General features: G+C 63.5%; 14 protein-coding genes. 9 read left to right on the forward strand and 5 right to left on the reverse strand.

Annotated features, from left to right (window positions below):
* Window positions 1-358 precede the first annotated feature (358 nt).
* The 3 genes from B2Z70_RS15095 (at window position 359) to prfB (ending at window position 5,443) form a co-directional block, all read left to right on the forward strand.
* A complete protein-coding gene (locus tag B2Z70_RS15095; RefSeq protein WP_162010960.1) occupies window positions 359-1,570 on the forward strand; it encodes an N-acetylmuramoyl-L-alanine amidase in 1,212 nt (403 codons plus the stop codon).
* 119 nt (window positions 1,571-1,689) lie between these two features.
* Window positions 1,690-4,218, forward strand: coding sequence for a penicillin-binding protein 1A (locus tag B2Z70_RS15100; RefSeq protein WP_292984397.1), 2,529 nt, complete (start codon window positions 1,690-1,692; stop codon window positions 4,216-4,218).
* A 111-nt stretch (window positions 4,219-4,329) separates the two neighbouring features.
* Window positions 4,330-5,443, forward strand: a protein-coding gene (gene prfB, locus B2Z70_RS15105; RefSeq protein WP_292984399.1) for a peptide chain release factor 2 whose coding sequence is annotated in 2 segments (ribosomal slippage) — window positions 4,330-4,398 and window positions 4,400-5,443 — 1,113 coding nt in all. Because the reading frame shifts where the segments join, the coding sequence is not laid out codon by codon here.
* Window positions 5,444-5,517: 74 nt separating this feature from the next.
* Here the strand turns inward: prfB and B2Z70_RS15110 are convergent.
* The 4 genes from B2Z70_RS15110 to bcp form a co-directional block, all read right to left on the reverse strand.
* Window positions 5,518-5,997, reverse strand: coding sequence for a bactofilin family protein (locus B2Z70_RS15110; RefSeq protein WP_292984401.1), 480 nt, complete (start codon window positions 5,995-5,997; stop codon window positions 5,518-5,520).
* A 67-nt stretch (window positions 5,998-6,064) separates the two neighbouring features.
* Window positions 6,065-7,303 carry a M23 family metallopeptidase gene (locus B2Z70_RS15115; protein WP_009801059.1) on the reverse strand — a complete coding sequence of 413 codons (1,239 nt, stop codon included), beginning with the start codon at window positions 7,301-7,303 and terminating at the stop codon, window positions 6,065-6,067.
* A gap of 154 nt (window positions 7,304-7,457) precedes the next feature.
* Window positions 7,458-8,297: a ferritin-like domain-containing protein gene (locus B2Z70_RS15120; protein WP_292984403.1), complete on the reverse strand. Its 840-nt coding sequence runs from the start codon at window positions 8,295-8,297 to the stop codon at window positions 7,458-7,460.
* Window positions 8,297-8,764 carry a thioredoxin-dependent thiol peroxidase gene (bcp, locus tag B2Z70_RS15125; RefSeq protein ID WP_009801057.1) on the reverse strand — a complete coding sequence of 156 codons (468 nt, stop codon included), beginning with the start codon at window positions 8,762-8,764 and terminating at the stop codon, window positions 8,297-8,299. The genes B2Z70_RS15120 and bcp overlap by 1 nt, the downstream gene beginning before the upstream one ends.
* Window positions 8,765-8,855: 91 nt before the next feature.
* On the opposite strand from bcp, the gene B2Z70_RS15130 reads away from it, so the two are divergent.
* Complete coding sequence (locus B2Z70_RS15130; protein WP_292984406.1) at window positions 8,856-12,311, forward strand: YhdP family protein; 3,456 nt, start codon at window positions 8,856-8,858, stop codon at window positions 12,309-12,311.
* Entirely contained in the window at window positions 12,308-13,417 is a 1,110-nt protein-coding gene (locus tag B2Z70_RS15135; protein ID WP_292984408.1) for an anhydro-N-acetylmuramic acid kinase, read from the forward strand. Before B2Z70_RS15130 ends, B2Z70_RS15135 begins: the two co-directional genes overlap by 4 nt.
* A 51-nt stretch (window positions 13,418-13,468) precedes the next feature.
* On the opposite strand, the gene B2Z70_RS15140 is transcribed toward B2Z70_RS15135, so the two are convergent.
* A complete protein-coding gene (locus B2Z70_RS15140) occupies window positions 13,469-14,152 on the reverse strand; it encodes an alpha/beta hydrolase (protein WP_009801054.1) in 684 nt (227 codons plus the stop codon).
* Window positions 14,153-14,385: 233 nt separating this feature from the next.
* On the opposite strand from B2Z70_RS15140, the gene B2Z70_RS15145 reads away from it, so the two are divergent.
* From B2Z70_RS15145 to B2Z70_RS15160, 4 genes are all read left to right on the forward strand, one after another.
* Window positions 14,386-14,853, forward strand: a complete 468-nt coding sequence (locus B2Z70_RS15145; RefSeq protein ID WP_009801053.1) for an Rrf2 family transcriptional regulator — start codon at window positions 14,386-14,388, stop codon at window positions 14,851-14,853.
* Window positions 14,850-15,989 carry a cysteine desulfurase family protein gene (locus B2Z70_RS15150; protein WP_292984411.1) on the forward strand — a complete coding sequence of 380 codons (1,140 nt, stop codon included), beginning with the start codon at window positions 14,850-14,852 and terminating at the stop codon, window positions 15,987-15,989. The genes B2Z70_RS15145 and B2Z70_RS15150 overlap by 4 nt, the downstream gene beginning before the upstream one ends.
* Before the next feature lie 21 nt (window positions 15,990-16,010).
* On the forward strand, window positions 16,011-17,522 hold the full coding sequence (gene sufB, locus B2Z70_RS15155; protein WP_292984412.1) for a Fe-S cluster assembly protein SufB: 1,512 nt from the start codon (window positions 16,011-16,013) through the stop codon (window positions 17,520-17,522).
* 152 nt (window positions 17,523-17,674) lie between these two features.
* Window positions 17,675-18,169: a hypothetical protein gene (locus B2Z70_RS15160; RefSeq protein ID WP_292984413.1), complete on the forward strand. Its 495-nt coding sequence runs from the start codon at window positions 17,675-17,677 to the stop codon at window positions 18,167-18,169.
* Window positions 18,170-18,181 lie beyond the last annotated feature (12 nt).

Here is an 18,181-nt window from a genome sequence, read left to right on the forward strand (position 1 = left end):
GAACAGTCACCCGTGCGCCAGTTATTCTGGCTTGTGGCGCCGGCGGCGGGCCTTGGCCCTCCCGCGTCGTCCAGAAATCTGTCTGATCTGAAGATTTGCGCCTGTGCGCCCATCTTCAAGGGTATTCGATGCAGGCGGCGCGCGGACGCGTCCGTTCCTGACCTTCGAACATAATCACATTGCACGAGAATGTCGCCAATGAAAAGCAAGCTTCGCCGTGTTAGAGTCTCGTAAAGGACTCGCTAACCGAATCTCAAGGCGTGTCGTTTTACCTTGTCGTCGAATGGAGTTTTGCGCGCCTTGAAATGACGCAAAACCCGCTTGGGACCTCGGGATGGTGGTGGTCATGATGCGATTGATGGCGAGTCTTGTCGCGTGCGCCCTGACGGTGATTTCAGGGTCAGCGTTCGCGTCCGACATCACGAAAGTGCGGTTCGGCGCCTACGAAACGCACACGCGCATCGTCATCGAAAGCGAAACCCCGCTTGATTCTCGCGCTTTCACGTTGGCTGAGCCTGTTTCGCGACTGGTTGTCTCCTTTGACCAGGCCGGATGGGACGTGCCCGAACTGCCCAATCGTCAGGGCGAGGGCGACGGCCTGGTGGGGCGTTTCCAGTTTGATGGACAGGCGGGTGCGCCGCGTCTGGTCTTCGCGCTGACAGCGCCGTCCACGATTGATCACCATTTCTCGCTGGATCCCGATGGCGGCGGCTACCGCACCGTCGTGGACCTGATTCCGGTTGGCTCCAGCACCTTTCAGCAGGTGTCCGGATTTCCGGCCGAAACGACGAACATGGCCCAGTTCCTTGTCGAGAACGCCGTGGTCTCCGCCGCGCCGCCGGCGTGTGAAGCCGTACGCGTGGTTATTGATCCGGGGCATGGCGGCCGCGATCCGGGCGCCCTGGCCCGATTTGGCGGTGGGGATGAGGCGGATGTGAATCTGGCTGCCGGGCTCGAACTGCGTGACCTTCTCAATGCGACGGGCCGGTATGAGGTCATCATGACCCGGGATCGCGATGTGTTCGTGGACCTGTATGATCGGGTCGAGATTGCGCGTGAGGCGGAAGCTGATCTCTTCATCTCCCTGCATGCGGATTCGGCGGGCAGCTCGTCCACCCCGGAGGGCGCCACCGTGTATTCGATGAATCACCGGGCCGTGGACCGGGCGCGTTCGCGCGCCATCAGCCAGGGTGACTGGGTGGACTCCAACCGTCCCGAAGAAGTCTCGCGCATCCTTGTCGAGATGTCGCTGACCAACAAGGAAAGCCAGTCCGAGCGTTTCGCGGATGCGCTGCGCAGCGAGGTGGGCCGGGTCAATCCGTTGTTCCGCAACACGCCGATGCGGGCGAATTTCGCTGTGCTGATCGATGCGGAAGTCCCGGCGGTGCTCTTTGAGATGGGCTTCCTGACCAATCGCAATGATGCGCGCCGCCTGAACAGCGCGACGGACCGGCGCCGGTTGATGCAGTCTGCCGCTGCAGCCATTGACGCTCATTTTGCGCATTGTCAGGGCGGCGAGGGCGAGCGCTATATCGCCCAGAACGCCGCCTCTGCCTCCAGCACCCGCTGATCTGGCCTCATATCTGCATCTGTCATTGGGTTGACGGCCAACCCACGCCATAATAGCGCCATCTGCGGGCGTAATAAGGTGTGGGCGGGCAGGCCTTGCGCGCCGTCTATGAGGGCAAGATGAAGCTGTTGAGTTGGAGTAACGCCTTGCGGGTCCTGATCTGGGGCGCTGGCGCGGCGGTCGTACTGGGCGTGATCGGCGTGATCGCCGGCGCTGTGTATGTGGTCCGGGTGACGGACGACCTGCCCGACTACCAGCAGCTGGCTGAATACGAACCGCCCATCATGAGCCGTGTTCATGCCGGCGACGGACGTCTGATCCAGGAATACGCGATCGAGCATCGGGTCTTCGTGCCAATCGAGAATATCCCGCCTCTGGTGATCGACGCCTATCTGTCCGCCGAGGACAAGAATTTCTACAACCACGGCGGCGTGGACTATCTGGGCATGGTGCGCGGGGGCATCCGCTCGATCATCGCACGCATGCGCAATCCCAATGCGGCGCTGCAGTCCGGTTCGACCATCACCCAGCAGGTCGCCAAGAACTTCCTGTTCAGTTCCGACCAGCGCATTGACCGCAAGATTCGCGAGATCGTCATCGCCCGTCGCATGGAGCGGGCCTTCACCAAGGATCAGATTCTCGAGCTCTATCTGAACGAGATCTATCTGGGCAATCGCGCCTACGGCATCGCGGCGGCGGCGCTGAACTATTTCGACAAGTCGCTCGATGAGCTTGAGCTGCATGAAGCGGCCTATCTTGCGGCCTTGCCCAAAGGCCCGAGCAATTATCATCCGACCCGGAACACGGAAGAGGCCATAGGTCGTCGCAACTGGGTGATCTCGCGCATGATCGCCAATGGCGTCGTCAGCCGCGAGGCGGGCGAGGCGGCCATGGAAATGCCGCTGGAAACCGCCGAGCGCCTGGACGGCGACGAATATCTGGCGGCGGAATACTTCGTCGAGCAGGTGCGCCGTGAAGTGTTCAATCGGTATGGTCAGGACCAGCTGTATGAAGGCGGCCTGTCGATCCGCACCACGCTTGATACCCGCATGCAGCTCGCCGCTCGTCAGGCCCTGCGCAACGGGCTTGAGGCCTATGACCGCCGTCACGGCTATCGTGGTCCGGTGGCCACGCTTGAAAGTTTTGATGCCTGGCCTGACCAGCTGTCCGAGATTGAACCGCCTGCCGATATGGATGATGGCTGGCGGCTCGCGGTGGTGCTGGAGCTGACCGACACGGACGCGCTGATCGGATTCGCCGACCGCAGCCGGGGCCGGATCCCGCTCTATGCCCTGGCCTGGGCGCGGGAACCGCGCCGCGACGAGAATGGTTTTCCCCGCACAGGCGGCGCCATTCGCCAGCCTTCGGACGTGTTCGAGCTGGGCGATGTGGTGATCGTTGAGGATCTGGCGGCCGAAGACGCGCCGGACGAGACGGTCGAGGAGGATCATTACGGCTTGCGCCAGATTCCGGCCGTGAATGGCGGCATTGTCGCCATCGACCCGTTCACGGGCCGGGTGCTGGCCATGGTGGGCGGCTATTCCTTCCAGCACAGCCAGTTCAATCGCGCTGTTCAGGCGCGCCGTCAGCCCGGCTCCTCCTTCAAGCCGTTCGTCTATGCCGCCGCGCTGGAAAACGGCTATACGCCGGTCTCCATCATTCTGGACGCGCCTTTTGTGGCGTCGGGCGATGCGGAAATGCGGTTCTATCGCCCGCAGAACTATTCCGAGGTCTTCTACGGCCCCTCGACCCTGCGTCGCGGGCTCGAGCTGTCTCGTAATGTGATGACCGTGCGTCTTGCGCAGGATATGGGGATGGCCCCCATCGTCGACATGGGTGAGCGGACGGGCATTTATGACGAGCTTCAGCCCACCCTCGCCATGTCGCTGGGCGCAGGGGAAACCACGCTGATGCGTCTGATCGGTGCCTATGGCGCGCTGGTCAATGGCGGACGATTGATCGAGCCGGCCCTGATCGACCGGGTTCAGGACCGGTCGGGCGACACCATCTATATTCATGATGAGCGAGAGTGCGTCGGCTGTGATGTGCCGGGCGGGTATGATCCCTCCTTGCAAGAGCCGCGTCTGCCCGAACTGGGCGAACAGGTGGTTGACCCTGTCACCGCCTATCAGATCGTGCACATGCTGGAAGGCGCCGTTGAGCGCGGCACCGCGACGGCGCTACGCTCGCTCGGCCGTCCGCTGGGCGGCAAGACCGGCACCACCAATGATTTCCATGACGCCTGGTTTGTCGGGTTCAGCCCCGACCTTGTCGTCGGCGTCTATGTCGGCTTCGACAATCCGCGCCCGCTGGGCTCGGGCGAGGCGGGCGGCCGTGTGGCGGCGCCTGTGGCGGCGGAGTTCCTGGGCGCCGCGCTGGAGACCTATTCGGTGGCGCCTTTCCGCGTTCCTGACGGGGTGAGCCTGGCGCCGATCGATCGTGAAACCGGAGAACCCGGCGTGATCGGGCGGCCCGGCGTCATTCTGGAAGCCTTCAAGCCGGGCACTGAGCCGCAACGCGGCCAGACGGCGGCGGAAGAAACTCTGAGTTTTGGCGCGAACGCCCTTGGGGTGGACTTCTCGGATGGAAACCCGTCCGACACACCCGATGATGAAGAGGATGAGGACGCACTGGGCGGCCTTTACTAGCAGTATGTCCTCTGGTTCCTGATCGAAACAGGCGCAGTCTCTTGTCCAGGGGCTGCGCCTCGTTTATCGACCCCCTCCGACCCTTTTATCCAGACTCTCAGGAGATCCGCCATGCGCGCCGAGATCGCTGAACTCAAAGACGCCATCGAACAGTCCACCGCCTTGCTACGGAGGCGTCTTTGACTGGCCTACGGCTGAGAAAAGACTGGATGAACTGAACGCCAGGGCGGAAGACCCCACACTCTGGGACCGCCCGACTGAAGCACAGGCGCTGATGCGCGAACGCAATCGCCTCGATCAGTCGATGACCGAGGTTCAGGAGATCGACGCCGATCTCACCGACACGCTCGAGCTTGCCGAGATGGCCGAGATGGAGGGCGATGACGACCTTTATCAGGACGCGACCGAAGCGCTGAAAGCGCTCCGCGCGCGGGCGGGCAAGGCCGAACTGCAAGCTCTGTTGTCGGGTGAAGCGGACGGCAATGACAGCTATCTCGAGATTCACCCCGGCGCCGGCGGCACCGAGGCGCAGGACTGGGCCTCCATGCTGGCGCGCATGTACACCCGATGGGCGGAGAAGTCCGGTTTCAAGGTCGAGGTGATCGAGGCGCAGGCGGGCGAGGAGGCCGGCCTGAAATCCATCACCATCCTGGTGAAAGGCGAGAAGGCGTATGGCTGGCTGAAGACCGAGGCCGGGGTGCACCGTCTGGTACGCATCTCGCCTTATGACAGCTCGGGCCGCCGCCATACCAGCTTTGCGTCTGTCTGGACCTATCCGCTGGTGGACGACACCATCGAGATCGAGATCGAGGACAAGGATGTGCGTGTGGACACCTACCGGGCTTCGGGCGCGGGCGGGCAGCACATTAACAAGACGGACTCCGCCGTGCGCCTGACCCACGAACCCACAGGCATTGTGGTCGCGTGTCAGACCGATCGCTCCCAGCACAAGAACCGGGCGAACGCCTGGACCATGTTGCGCGCGCGCCTGTATGAGCTCGAATTGCAGAAACGCGAGGAAGCCGCCCAGGCGGATGCGGAGTCCAAGACCGATATCGGATGGGGCCATCAGATCCGCTCCTACGTCCTGCAGCCCTATCAGATGGTCAAGGATCTGCGCACGCAGGTGGAGACCTCGGACACCCAAGGGGTGCTCGACGGGGATCTGGACGACTTCATGGCCGCTGCGTTGGCGCAGCGCGTCGGAAAGACCGAAGAGGACTAGCCCTCAGGCATGCCTGAACGCAAAAGGGCCGGTGCTCAGCACCGGCCCTTTTCTCATCAGAAGCCTCTGCAGTCTCAGGACTTCGACGTGAACGGATCGTTGGCCACGGCCTTGTCGGCGCTGGCTGCCGTCGCGGGAGGCGGAGTGGTGGAGGACGCCGTGGAGCTGCTGCTCGAGCTGGCGGGTTGCGCAGCCGGCTTGGCGCTGGCAGGCGGCGCCTTCACATCAGACAGCGGGTCGGAGGAGCGTTTGCACAGGCCGTCGAAATACGCGCCGCTCTCGATTGCCAGGGTGGCGTGAATGACGTCGCCTTCCACGCGGGCGGTGGAAGAGAGCTGCACCTGACGGGCGCGAACGGATCCGTTCACGCGGCCACGGATGACCACATTCTCGGCGATCACTTCGCCCTTGATCGAGGCTTCCTCGCCAATGGTGAGGTCGGTGGCGCGCACATCGCCTTCAACGGTGCCGTCCAGCTGCACTTCGCCATCAGAGACGATGGAGCCGGTGATCTTCAGATCAGCGCTCAGGATGGAGGGGGCTTTGGCTTTCATGGCGGACCTCTTGGTCGGAGCAGGAGCGGCGGCGGCTGCTGAGTTGTCGCTCGGGGGCGTATCTTTTTTAGTGAACATAGCGTCCGGCTCTTATGTAGTCTTCGGGGTCAATGTGTTCGCCGCGGAACCAGATTTCATAGTGGAGGTGCGTCCCAGTTGAACGACCGGTCGACCCCATCCCCCCCAGTCTTTGTCCCAGCTCCACATCATCGCCGCGGCGCACGTCGATGGAGTGAAGGTGGCCATATCGCGTGCGGAACCCGTATCCGTGATCCACTTCGACGGTCCGACCATACCCGGCCCGCCAGCCCGCGTAAACGACCCGACCCGGCGCAGGCGCCACAATCGGTGCGTTTCGGAACGCCGCGAAGTCCTTGCCCGCATGCATGGCCAGACGACGCGTGAACGGGTCAATTCGCGCGCCATAACGCGATGTCTCACGAAACGGGCCATCAATTGGCAAGCCGAGCGGCGTCGCGTTCAGCAAAGCTTCGACCTGCTCGCTTTCCACAAGCCGGTTGGCGATGCGGGCGACGCGGGCATTGAACGGGTCCTCGAGATTGAGAGCGTCGCTGAACAATGGCGCCTGATCGAGACTGATCAGCGGGCCGCCCGTGCCGCCATCCTCGTTTTCCAACGGACCTTCCTGCATGGCTTCGTCCACGCGCATGCCGGTAAGGCGCAGGACAGCGCGCAGATTTTCGAGACGGCGTTCGGCAGCGTTCTCGGCCTCGGCCAGAGCGGATTCCTGATCTGCGAGCAGAGCGGCGACGCGTTCTTCCGCGAGGCCGTCAAAAGCTTCTTCACCAACCGGGTCAAGCAGCGCCTGACGCGGATCGGGATCCGCTGGCGAGGCGGCCATCAGGATACGGCCTTCATCAAGGCTGGGGCTCTCGCGCTCCTCGCCCACGGACAGATCGTCCGCAAAATCGAGCAGACGGCGCAGCGTGTCATGGCGCATCTGGAACTCGCCCGCCGTGCGGTCAAAGGCGTCGGTGCGCGATTCCATGTAGGCGATGGCGGCGGCTTCAGCCGCACGCGCCTCATCAACCTCGTTTCGGTATTCCGCTTCGATCTGGGCGAATTGCTGTTTGGCGCGCTGGTCGGCGCGACCGTCCAGCAGCATGCCGACCGTAGTCAGAGACAGCCAGACAGCCAGCAGGCATACGCCGCCGATCGCCGAGAGCTGCATCTCGGTAGTGATAGCGAAGTATCTCACCTGACCTTCGGTCCGGTGATAGATCTGCCGATCCGGGAAGCGCTGTTTGATCTGCTCCCAAGGTCCGGCCAGTAGTCGTTTCACCATCCGACTGCGTCGCCTCGCTATCCTCGCCCCTCGATGCGCTATCTCGCATGATAACGCATCGTTTATCAACTGATCCGTTGCAAGCCGCGTACCGGCTCCCATGGATTGTTATGAAATATGTCTCGTGCGTCGGCGCGTCTTGCAAGCGCTGGTTTCAGGACAGGGCTTCCGCCAAGGGCTCATAGAAGCATCCGGGCAGGCCTGCGGCGGAGCGCGCCGGTGCATTGAAGGGGCGCTTCAACGGTCCACGGAAGTATGTCGAGACAAGGCGATGAAAGCAGTGTTCGGCGCTATCCGTCTCATCGCGGCACACATGTTCGAACCATCGCGAGCCTGCGGCGACATGTCCGACTTCCTCCTCATAGATGATCCGGAGGATGGCCACGCTCGCCTCATCCCCGACCGAGTCGAGTTTCTCGATCATCATCGGAGTGACGTCGAGACCGCGCGCTTCGAGCACCATGGGCGCGACTGCAAGTCGGGCGGCCAGATCGCCTGAAGTGTTGCTGGCGGCCTCCCACAGTCCGTCATGGGCGGGCAGATCGCCGTAATCACCGCCCATCTCCTGCAATCGCCTGCGCACCAGCGTGAAGTGTCTCGCCTCGTCATCCCCAACGCTGATCCAGTCCGAGACAAAACCGTGACGTTGCGCGTCGGCAATGCGGGCGTCTCCGGCGAACCGGGCGACCATGTCGAAATGCAGATCGATAGCGTTGAACTCGATATGGGCGACGGCGTGCATCAGCGCGAAGCGACCGGCGGGATTGCCCAATCTGCGTCGGGGAACCTGAGCCGGCGGCTTGAGTTCAGGACGAGGGGGGCGGCCTGGCGCATCCGGCGCGCAGGACGCCGCTCCCGACCGTGGAGCGTCAAGCTGTCCTGAGCTCCAGGCGTGCGCAGTTTCGTGCGCCAGGCGCACCTTTTCGGACGGGTCGGCGGTCGCGACTACGCGGGCCGCCATCTCCATCACGTAGGTCGGGGCCTCACGGGTCATCAGGAGGCCTTCACGGCCTCGAGCACGGAGTCCACATGGCCCTTGACCTTCACCTTGCGCCAGACCTGCCGGATCACGCCGTCGGGGCCGATCAGATAGGTGCAGCGTTCAATACCCATATAGGTGCGGCCATACATGTTTTTCTCGACCCAGGCGCCATAGGCTTCGACCGTATCGCCCGCCTCGTCAGACGCCAGGACCACTTTCAGCTCATGCTTGTCGCGAAACTTGTCATGTTTGGCTACGCTGTCCTTGGACACGCCGATAACCACAGCGCCAGCGGCCTCAAAATCGTCAATCGCCTCGGAGAAACCGATCGCCTCTGTCGTGCAGCCCGGGGTGTCGTCCTTGGGATAGAAATACAGGACGACCGATTTGCCTTGCAGCTCCCGTAATGAGATCTGGCGACCGCCATCTGCAGGAAGCGTGAAGTCAGGGGCCTTGTCGCCGGGCTTGAGCTCGCTCATGAGTGTCATCCTTGATGATTTCCGAACCATTGGTGCGGAAGATTGTCATTTCGTACCGCCGCGTCCAGTCGCGACCCGACTTTGAGTTCATATGCGCCGTATCGCCCGCCTGTCACTTCTCTACCTGCTTGAAGCGATTGCAGCGCTTCTGGCTCTGGCTGTGGTGGCTTTCGGGGCGGCGCTCTGGCGGCTGGCGGAAGGGCCCGTGAATGCGGAAATGATCCGTCCGGCCGTCACCGAGATCCTGCTCGAGGCGGTGAAGGGCGACGCCGCCGCCATCGGCGATCTCGAGCTCAGCTTCGATCCCGCCTACGCCGCGCTTGTGGTCACAGCGCGCGATGTGAGCATTTCCCGCGCTGACGGGGATACCATCATCGCCTCGGAGCGGATTGAAGCCGGCGTCGCCCTTGACCTGCTGCTGGCCGGACGTGTCGCGCCGGTCAGTCTGGAAGCGCGGGGAGGCACCCTCTGGCTCTACCGCGATGAGCTCGGGCGTCTTACCGGCGGTCTGGGCGCCCTGGAGGACCGGTTCGGAGCCGCTCAGGAGTCCGAGGACGCCGCGCCTGACTTCAACATGGATCGGGCAAGTCGGGTCTTCGCCCGGCTTTTGCGCGTGGATGTCTCCAATGTCAGCTTGCAGGTGAGAGACGAGTATCACGACTGGACCGGGCTTTTCACCGGAATGGGCGGTGCGCTCGAGCTCAGTGACGGGGCGCTCTCCCTGCGCGCGGAAGGCGCGCTTGTGACCTCCGCGGGGCTCGCCCCCATCACGCTGGACGTCCAGTCAGGCCGGTCGCTGGAAAGCGTCTTTGTCGACGCAGCGCTCACGGACCTCGTTCCGGCCGCCGCTGCGCCGCTTCAGGGCCCCTTTACCGGGCTCTCGGCGCTGGACGCGCCTTTTGACATGCATCTGGTCTTTGACGCCTCACGTGAGGCCGGACTGCGCCAGGCGAGTCTCCAGATGGAGGCGGATACCGGCGTGATCCGGTCGGCAGGCCGTCAGACCGATATCCGGGCGGCGCGCATCGACGCTTCGCTTGATGTGGAGGCGGGCCGTCTGGACCTGCATGAGCTGAGCGTGGATTCAGATCTGCTGACCCTGTCTCTGAACGGGGCCCTGCATGACTTCACCGCCTATGACGACGCCATACCGGCGCGGGCCCTTTATGAACTGAACGCCGGGCAGGGGCGTCTTGATTTGAGCGGTGTCTTTCCCGAACCCCTGCAATGGCGGTCGGTTGCGCTTGCCGGCGGGCTGGACATTGATCAACGACAGATCCGTTTTGATGAGCTGAACGCTGTCCTGCCGGCCGCCGCCGCAGAGTTCTCAGGCTCCCTCGCCCTGGAGGATACGTCTGCGGGCCTGCTTCCGACACTCAAGCTCAATGGACCGGTGCAAGGCACGCTGACCAAACGCGATGTGCTCAATCATTGGCCCGTCGATTTCGCGCTGGGCGCCCGGGACTGGGTGCGCGACAGCATCCTGGACGGACGCGTGACCGGCGCGACGCTGGATATCAATCTCAGAGCGGAGGCGCTGGCCGCGAAAACCATCGCGGATGAGGATCTGACGCTCAGCTTCAGTTTCACAGATGCCGACGTCCGCTATATGAGCACCATGACCCCATTGCTGGGGTTGTCCGGCGATGCGGTTCTGCGCGGCAATTCACTGTCGCTGGAGGGCTACGGCGGCGCCATCGGCGCAATTGAAGCGACGCGTATCTATGTCGACATACCGCGTCTGAATCCCAAGGGCGCGATCGCCCGCTTCGGCGGCGCCGGTCGGGGCGATGTGGCCGACGTGCTCATGCTGGTCAGCGAGCCGCCCCTTAATCTCGCCAGCGAATACGGCTTCGATCCACAAGCGTTCGGCGGGCAGGGGGAGCTGAGCTTCGAGATCCGCCGCCCCATGCTGCGGACCGTGCCTGCGGAGGATCTGGGCTTTGAGTTCTCCGGTCGCTTCGAGGATGTCTCCGGTCCTGCCGGACCGCCCGGAGTGGACTTGTCAAACGGCGTCGTCTCCATTTCCGTGACGCCCGAGGGACTGAACGCCGAAGGCGACGCCCGCATCGCTTCAGCCGATGCCCATATCGTCTGGACGGAAACCTTCGGATTGGGCGAAGCGGCCAAGCCCACCCAGGTGCGTGTAACCTCGACAATGACGGCGCGGGAGCTCGATCAGATCGGCCTGCCCTTGCGGCGCTTCATGGACGGGGCGGTCGGCGTGGAAGCCGTGCTGAACGGCCGGGGCATGGACTTCTCCGATGTAAGTCTTGATCTCGATCTTCAGAACGCTGCGATCGCGCTCCCCGCCAATCTCTGGGACAAGGCGGCCGGTGAGCCGGCCACGGCCTCACTGGCCGCCAACATTTCCAGCGAGGGCGCAATCCAGCTCGACCGGCTGCAGCTCAACGCAGAGGGCGTGGGGCTCGACACCAGCGCCGAGATGGCGGTGGATGGGCGCTTGCTGGCGGCTGAGGCCTCTCGCGTCTTCATCGATGGGCGCATGGACCTCAGCGCCGAGATTTCCCGGCCTGACGGCCCCGAAGGCGTGCTGGACATCGCTGTGCGCGGCGCCTTTCTGGATGCGCGGGACCTGTTCGGCATGGCGGCGCCCTCAGGCGGCGGGGACCTGGCCGCCGCGGTCAACTTCGAAGGCGTTCTGGACCGCGTCCTGGTGCGCGACCAGTCATTCAGCAATGTCGGCCTGACCCTGAACGCGCGCCCGGAAGGCGTTGCGCGTTTCGTGCTGGAGGCGGATGCTGACGGCGGACCGGTCATTGTCCGATTTGAGCCGGAAGAAGAGACGAGCGTGCGTCGCCTGAGCGCGCTGGGTCCGGATGCCGGGCTTCTTCTGAGCGCCTTCGCAGGTTTCGACAATATCTCGGGCGGCGCCCTGAGGCTGAATGGCGCCGCTCCCCCGCTCGGGCAGCCGGGAGGCGTCAGCGGTGAGATCGAGGTGGATGGTTTCACCCTCAACCGCATGCCGCTTCTGGCCCGCATTCTTGCAGCTGGCTCGCTCGAAGGCCTGGGAGGGCTTCTCAGCGGCCAGGGCATCGGCTTTGAACGACTGGAAAGCCAGTTTGTCTGGCAGGACGGCATTCTCGAAATGCGTGAGGCGCGCGTTGCAGGCCCATCGCTTGGCGCGACCTGGAACGGGCTAGTCGATTTCAGTGACGAGCGTCTGACGGTCAACGGGACGCTGCTGCCGTCCTATGGCGTCAATTCCATTCTGGGCTCGGTGCCGGTTCTGGGGGAGCTGTTCACATCGCGTCAGGGCGAGGGGGTCATTGGCGTCACTTTCTCGGTGAGCGGCCCCTTCAGTGAGACCCGCGTGACCGCGAACCCGCTGTCTGCGCTGGCGCCGGGCGTGTTTCGCAGGATTTTTGAGGGCACTTCGGCCGAACGCGAACTGGACGCGCTGGAAGCGGAACGCCGTGCTGAACAGGCGCAAGCCGCTCAATCGCGCCAGGCGGACGGTGCGACGACACCGGAGCCTGACACCCCACCCGAAGCCGAACCGGAACCACAGGAGGATGCTCCATGATCGCGATCGGACTCATGAGCGGCACCTCTCTGGATGGCGTGGATGCAGCCTTGCTCGAGACGGACGGAGAAACGATCGCCCGCTTCGGTCCCGGGTGCGAAACGCCGTTCGAGCCAGATGAACGCGCGGTTCTGAAAGCGGCTGTGGACGCAGCTCTGGTCTGGCGGTTCGACGGTGATGAGCCTGCGATCTTCCGCGAGGCCGAGCGCGTTCTGACCGCCACTCACGCACGGGCGGTGGAGCGCGTCGCCGTGATGGCGGGCATCGCCGTCGCCGATATTGAACTCGTGGGTTTTCACGGTCAGACCGTGGTGCACCACCCTCCCAAGGACGGGCGCGACGGTCAGACCCGCCAGCTGGGGGATGGACAGGCCCTGGCGGACCGGCTGGGCGTCCCGGTCGCCTATGATTTCCGCACCGCGGACATGGCGGCGGGCGGTCAGGGCGCGCCGCTGGCGCCGATCTATCACCAGGTGCTGGCGCGCTGGGCCGGGCTGGAACAGCCTCTGGGCGTTCTGAATATTGGCGGCGTGGCCAATCTGACGCTGCTCCGGTCGGATGGCGCGCTCGACGCTTTTGACACCGGCCCCGGCAATGGCCTGATCGACGCCTGGGTGGAGGACCGCACTGGCGCTCCCATGGACCGCGACGGCGCGTTGGCGTCCCAAGGGCGGGTATTGGAGGCGGGGCTGGCGGAATTGCTGGCGCATCCGCATTTTGCGCTCGAGGGCCCCAAATCACTTGATCGCTGGGATTTCTCCCTCGACGCGGCGCGCAATCTCGGCGTGGAGGATGGAGCGGCGACGCTGTCACAATTCACCGCAGAGTCCATCGCGCTGGGGCTCAAGGCCTGCAGTGAACGGCCCCGCCGCCTGATCGTCTGCGGCGGCGGCCGCAAGAATGCCGACCTCCTGCGCCGGATCAGCGCGGCGACAGGCATTTCGGTGTGCAGCGCCGAAGCGGTGGGCTGGCGTGGGGATCTGATCGAGGCGGAAGCCTTCGCCGTTCTCGCCGCACGCACGCAGCGCGGCCTGCCGCTAAGTTTTCCGGGAACGACGGGTGTCGATCAGCCGCAAACGGGTGGCCGGATCGCTCATCCTTCATAGAAAAAGCCCCGGCCAGCTGACCGGGGCTTTTCATATCGTTCAGAGGCGGTTCTAGCGTTTGCCGGTGCTCGCCATTTCAGAGCGTTCGACTTCCACTTCAGGCAAGCGTTTGTCGAGATAGCCTTTAACCGACGCTTCGAGCGGATCCAGGTGGTCGGTGAACAAATGACCGGCGCCCTTGATGATGTCGTGGGTGATCACGATGCCCTTCTGGGTGCGCACCTTGCTCATGGCGCGCTCCATTTCATCGTGCGGCACGATGGCGTCCGATTCCCCGTGCGCGATCAGGCCAGAGGCCGGGCAGGGCGCGAGGAAGCTGAAATCATACATGTTGGTGGGCGGAGACACCGAGATGAAGCCTGCGATCTCGGGGCGGCGCATCAAGAGCTGCATGGCGATCCAGGCGCCGAAGGAATGCCCGGCCACCCAGCAATAGGAGGCGTTCGGGTTGTGCGCCTGCGCCCAGTCGAGCGCGGTCGCCGCATCAGAGAGCTCGCCCAGACCCTGATCATACGTGCCCTGGCTGCGTCCCACGCCGCGGAAGTTGAACCGCAGCACGGAAAAGCCGCGCGCCTTGAACTCGTCGTACATCATGGTCGTGACCGGCGTGTCCATGTGACCGCCGCCGCGCGGGTGCGCATGCAGGATCAGCGCAACGGGCGCGCCAGGGGTCTTGGACGGGCTGTATTTGCCTTCAAGGCGGCCGGCAGGGCCGGGAATGATAACGTCGGGCATGGAAGGATTACGGGTCCTGCTGCAATTTCCCTAGCTCTGCACTCAGGAATTGATTTCCAGGTGGTGCAAGGGGTATGGGAAAACCAAGTCCTAATACTTGACTCTCGCGCTTGGGATATTAGCTCCCTGTAGCGCGACAGATGTGAGACAAACGGGTCGGCCTCATAGCACAGCCGGGCCGCATAATGCGAGCGCGCCGCGCTTATTTGTTCGGGTTAGCCAAGGATAATGTCATGAAGCTGAGCACCAAGGGGCGTTACGCAGTGATGGCCATGGTCGATCTCGCCCAGGCCAGCCTCGAGAAGCCCGTACCGCTGGGCGATATCGCCTCGCGTCAGGAAATCTCTCTCTCCTATCTCGAACAATTGTTCGCAAAGCTGCGCCGTGCAGGCGTCGTCAAATCCGTGCGCGGTCCGGGCGGCGGGTACAAGCTGGCGCGTCCTCTGGGGGAAACCCGCATCGCGGACATCATGCTGGCGGTTGAAGAGCCGGTCGACGTAACGCGTTGCCAGGGCAAGGCGACAGGATGCCTGGAAAGCGGGCGCCGCTGCATCACCCATGATCTGTGGGATGAGTTGAGCCGCCATATCCATCTCTTCCTCAATGACGTGACGCTGGAAGACGTGCTGGAGCGCCGCGTCATGGGCATGTCCATGCGACGTCGGGCGCCGGATGCAGCGCTGGAGGCGGCGGCGGAGTGACGGTCTATCTCGACCATAATGCGACCGCTCCGGTCCGGCCTGAAGCCCGCGACGCCGTGATGGCGGCGCTGGAAGCTGTGGGCAATCCGTCCTCGGTCCATGGGCCGGGGCGGTCGGCGCGCGCCCGGATCGAGACGGCGCGCGGCGTGATCGCGAAAAAGATCTGCGCACGGGCGGAAGACCTCGTCTTCACCTCGGGCGGCACGGAAGCGAACAATCTGGGTCTCAGGGCCGGGATCGCGGCGGGCGCGACCCGTGTGATCGTTTCGGCGATTGAGCACGACGCCGTCGGCGCTGCCGCACAGGCGCTGGGCGTTCCTTGCGAAATCTGGCCGGTTCTGAAGACGGGGCAGGCAGACATAGACTGGCTCAAGGATCGCCTTCAACGCACTGAAACCGAAGGCGAAACCCCGATCCTGTTCGCGCTGATGGCGGCCAATAACGAAACCGGCGTGATCCAGCCCTATGCCGAGGCCGGGCGCATGATCCGCGAAGCGGGTCATCTCTATCACATCGACGCGGTTCAGATGCTGGGCAAGGCCGGGTTTGATTTCGCCGGATCGTTCGCTCATTTCGCCGCTTTCTCCTCCCATAAGCTCGGCGGACCCCAAGGCGTGGGCGCTCTGGCGGTGGCGTGTGAAGCGGGTGTGGCGCCGCAACTGATCGGCGGCGGACAGGAAAAGAACCGCCGTGCGGGCACCGAGAATGTCGCCGGTATCGCCGGATTTGGCGCCGCGGCAGCTGTTGCTGGCGGCGCGGAAGAGTTGAGCCAAATCAGGGCTTTGCGAGACGAATTGCAAGCACGACTGAAAGCGGGCGCACCCGAAATTACAATCTGGGGCGAAGACACGGAGCGGTTGGACAACACCTTGTGTCTGTCTGCGCCGGGCTGGCCGAGCGAGATTCAGGTGATCGCGCTTGATCTCAATGGTTTTGCCGTCAGCGCCGGATCGGCCTGCTCCTCAGGCAAAGTGCGCAAATCCAAGGTGCTCGAAGCCATGGGCGCGTCTGCCGCCGATGCGGAAAGCGCGCTGCGCATTTCGCTGGGCTGGACGACGACCCGGGACGATATCGAGGCGTTCGCGAACGCCTGGCTGAATGAATATGCCCGCTTGCGCCCCCGCGCGGCGGTTTGAGACTGAAGAAGGAAGCGGCTTATGCCTGCGGTCAAGGAAACCATTGAAGACGTACGTCAGCTTGAGTCTGACAAGTACAAATACGGCTTCACCACCGAGATCGAGCAAGAGCGCGCGCCCAAGGGTCTGAGCGAAGACACCGTGCGCTTCATCTCGGCGAAGAAGGGCGAGCCGGAATGGCTGCTCGAATGGCGTCTGGAAGCGTTCAAGCGCTGGACCCAGATGAAGGAGCCCGACTGGGCCAAGGTCGGCTATCCGCCCATCGACTATCAGGACGCGTATTATTACGCCGCCCCGAAAGATGCTGCGAAATACAAGAGCTTGGATGAAGTTCCTCAGGAGCTGCTCGACACCTACAAGAAGCTCGGCATCCCGCTGAAAGAGGCCGAGGTTCTCCTGGGTGTTGAAGGCGCCGAGGCGAGCGCGGCTGAAGCGCGTAATGAGGGCTCCCAGCGCAAGGTGGCGGTGGACGCAGTCTTTGACTCCGTGTCGGTGGCGACGACCTTCAAGGAGGAGCTCAAGAAGGCCGGCGTGATCTTCATGCCGATCTCAGAAGCGGTTCACGAGCATCCCGAGCTGATCAAGAAATATCTCGGCTCGGTCGTGCCGATGACGGACAACTTCTTCGCCACGCTCAACAGCGCGGTCTTCTCGGACGGCTCGTTCGTCTATGTGCCCAAGGGCGTGCGCTGCCCGATGGAACTATCGACCTATTTCCGGATCAACGCCGAGGGCACGGGCCAGTTCGAACGCACGCTGATCGTCGCGGATGAGGGCGCCTATGTGTCCTATCTCGAGGGCTGCACCGCACCCATGCGCGACGAGAACCAGCTGCACGCCGCCGTGGTGGAGCTGGTGGCGCTTGACGACGCCGAGATCAAATACTCCACCGTTCAGAACTGGTGGCCGGGCGACGCGGACGGCAAGGGCGGGGTCTATAACTTCGTCACCAAGCGCGCCGATTGCCGGGGCCGGAATTCCAAGGTGAGCTGGACCCAGGTCGAGACCGGGTCCGCAATCACCTGGAAATACCCGTCCTGCGTGCTCAAGGGCGATAACAGCCAGGGCGAGTTCTATTCGATCGCTGTGACCAACGGCCGGCAGCAGGCCGACACCGGCACCAAGATGATCCATCTGGGCCGCAATACGAAGTCGCGGATCATTTCCAAGGGCATCTCGGCGGGCAAGTCCGACCAGACCTATCGCGGGCTGGTCTCCGTGCATGGCAAGGCCGAGGGCGCACGCAACTTCACCCAGTGCGACAGCCTGCTGATCGGTGATACCTGCGGCGCGCACACCGTGCCCTACATCGAGTGCAAGACGCCCAGGGCGACGCTGGAGCATGAGGCGACCACCTCCAAGCTCTCCGAAGAACAGCTCTTCTACGCCCGCCAGCGCGGCCTCGATGAGGAAAGCGCCGTGGCGCTGCTGGTGAATGGCTTCTGCCGCGAAGTGCTGCAGGAACTGCCCATGGAATTCGCCGTGGAAGCCCAGGCGCTCCTGAAAGTCTCGCTCGAGGGGAGCGTGGGGTGATGAACGTGTATTGGTCTGCCCTCGGTGTTGTCAGCCTGACGCTTCTGGGTGCGTGCTCCCAGCCGTCATCGTCATCGGAAGCTGACGCGCCTGCACACTCTGCCCGTCTCGCCATGTGTGGCGACGGACTGGCGGAAGGCTGCGTGGAAGCCGTGAGCGATACGAAGGGTCTGATATATTCCGCGACCGACGGCGGGTATGAATTCCGCCTTTTGGCGCTGGAAGACGGCGCGGAGCTGCAGCGGTTCGGTGAAGAGCATGGCAACGCCGTGTCCGGACCGTCGCTTGAAGATCTCGATCAGGATGGCGATCTCGAACTGATCATTCCGGACTTCACCGGCAATGTGAACACGGTCTATCGCATCTGGCAGCAGGTCAGCGACGCGCGCTTCGAGCCTGCAGGCGAGGTGAGCGGGTTTGACCTGACGCCGGATGTTCAGACCGGCCTTATCGGCATCTCCTCGCGCGGCTCTGCGGTTCAGTACAGCTACACAACCCATGTGCTCACCGAGGACGGGCTGGTGCTCGTCTATCAACTTGATGCCGATTACGCCGACGCCGCCTGCGTGCTGACGCAAGGTCCGGCCTTTGAAGCCTCAAGCCATGACGCCGACCTGTTGCTGAACGGCTGCGAGGCGGAGCTTTAGGATGAAGACGGG

Origin of the sequence: Oceanicaulis sp. UBA6590 (genome assembly GCF_002433705.1) — a bacterium.
Lineage (GTDB): Bacteria > Pseudomonadota > Alphaproteobacteria > Caulobacterales > Maricaulaceae > Oceanicaulis.

Coding starts and splice junctions, on each gene's coding strand:
- B2Z70_RS15095 (WP_162010960.1), top strand. CDS start 359: ATGGCGAGTCTTGTCGCGTGCGCCCTGACGGTGATTTCAGGGTCAGCG.
- B2Z70_RS15100 (WP_292984397.1), top strand. CDS start 1,690: ATGAAGCTGTTGAGTTGGAGTAACGCCTTGCGGGTCCTGATCTGGGGC.
- B2Z70_RS15110 (WP_292984401.1), bottom strand. CDS start 5,997: ATGAAAGCCAAAGCCCCCTCCATCCTGAGCGCTGATCTGAAGATCACC.
- B2Z70_RS15115 (WP_009801059.1), bottom strand. CDS start 7,303: ATGGTGAAACGACTACTGGCCGGACCTTGGGAGCAGATCAAACAGCGC.
- B2Z70_RS15120 (WP_292984403.1), bottom strand. CDS start 8,297: ATGACCCGTGAGGCCCCGACCTACGTGATGGAGATGGCGGCCCGCGTA.
- bcp (WP_009801057.1), bottom strand. CDS start 8,764: ATGAGCGAGCTCAAGCCCGGCGACAAGGCCCCTGACTTCACGCTTCCT.
- B2Z70_RS15130 (WP_292984406.1), top strand. CDS start 8,856: ATGCGCCGTATCGCCCGCCTGTCACTTCTCTACCTGCTTGAAGCGATT.
- B2Z70_RS15135 (WP_292984408.1), top strand. CDS start 12,308: ATGATCGCGATCGGACTCATGAGCGGCACCTCTCTGGATGGCGTGGAT.
- B2Z70_RS15140 (WP_009801054.1), bottom strand. CDS start 14,152: ATGCCCGACGTTATCATTCCCGGCCCTGCCGGCCGCCTTGAAGGCAAA.
- B2Z70_RS15145 (WP_009801053.1), top strand. CDS start 14,386: ATGAAGCTGAGCACCAAGGGGCGTTACGCAGTGATGGCCATGGTCGAT.
- sufB (WP_292984412.1), top strand. CDS start 16,011: ATGCCTGCGGTCAAGGAAACCATTGAAGACGTACGTCAGCTTGAGTCT.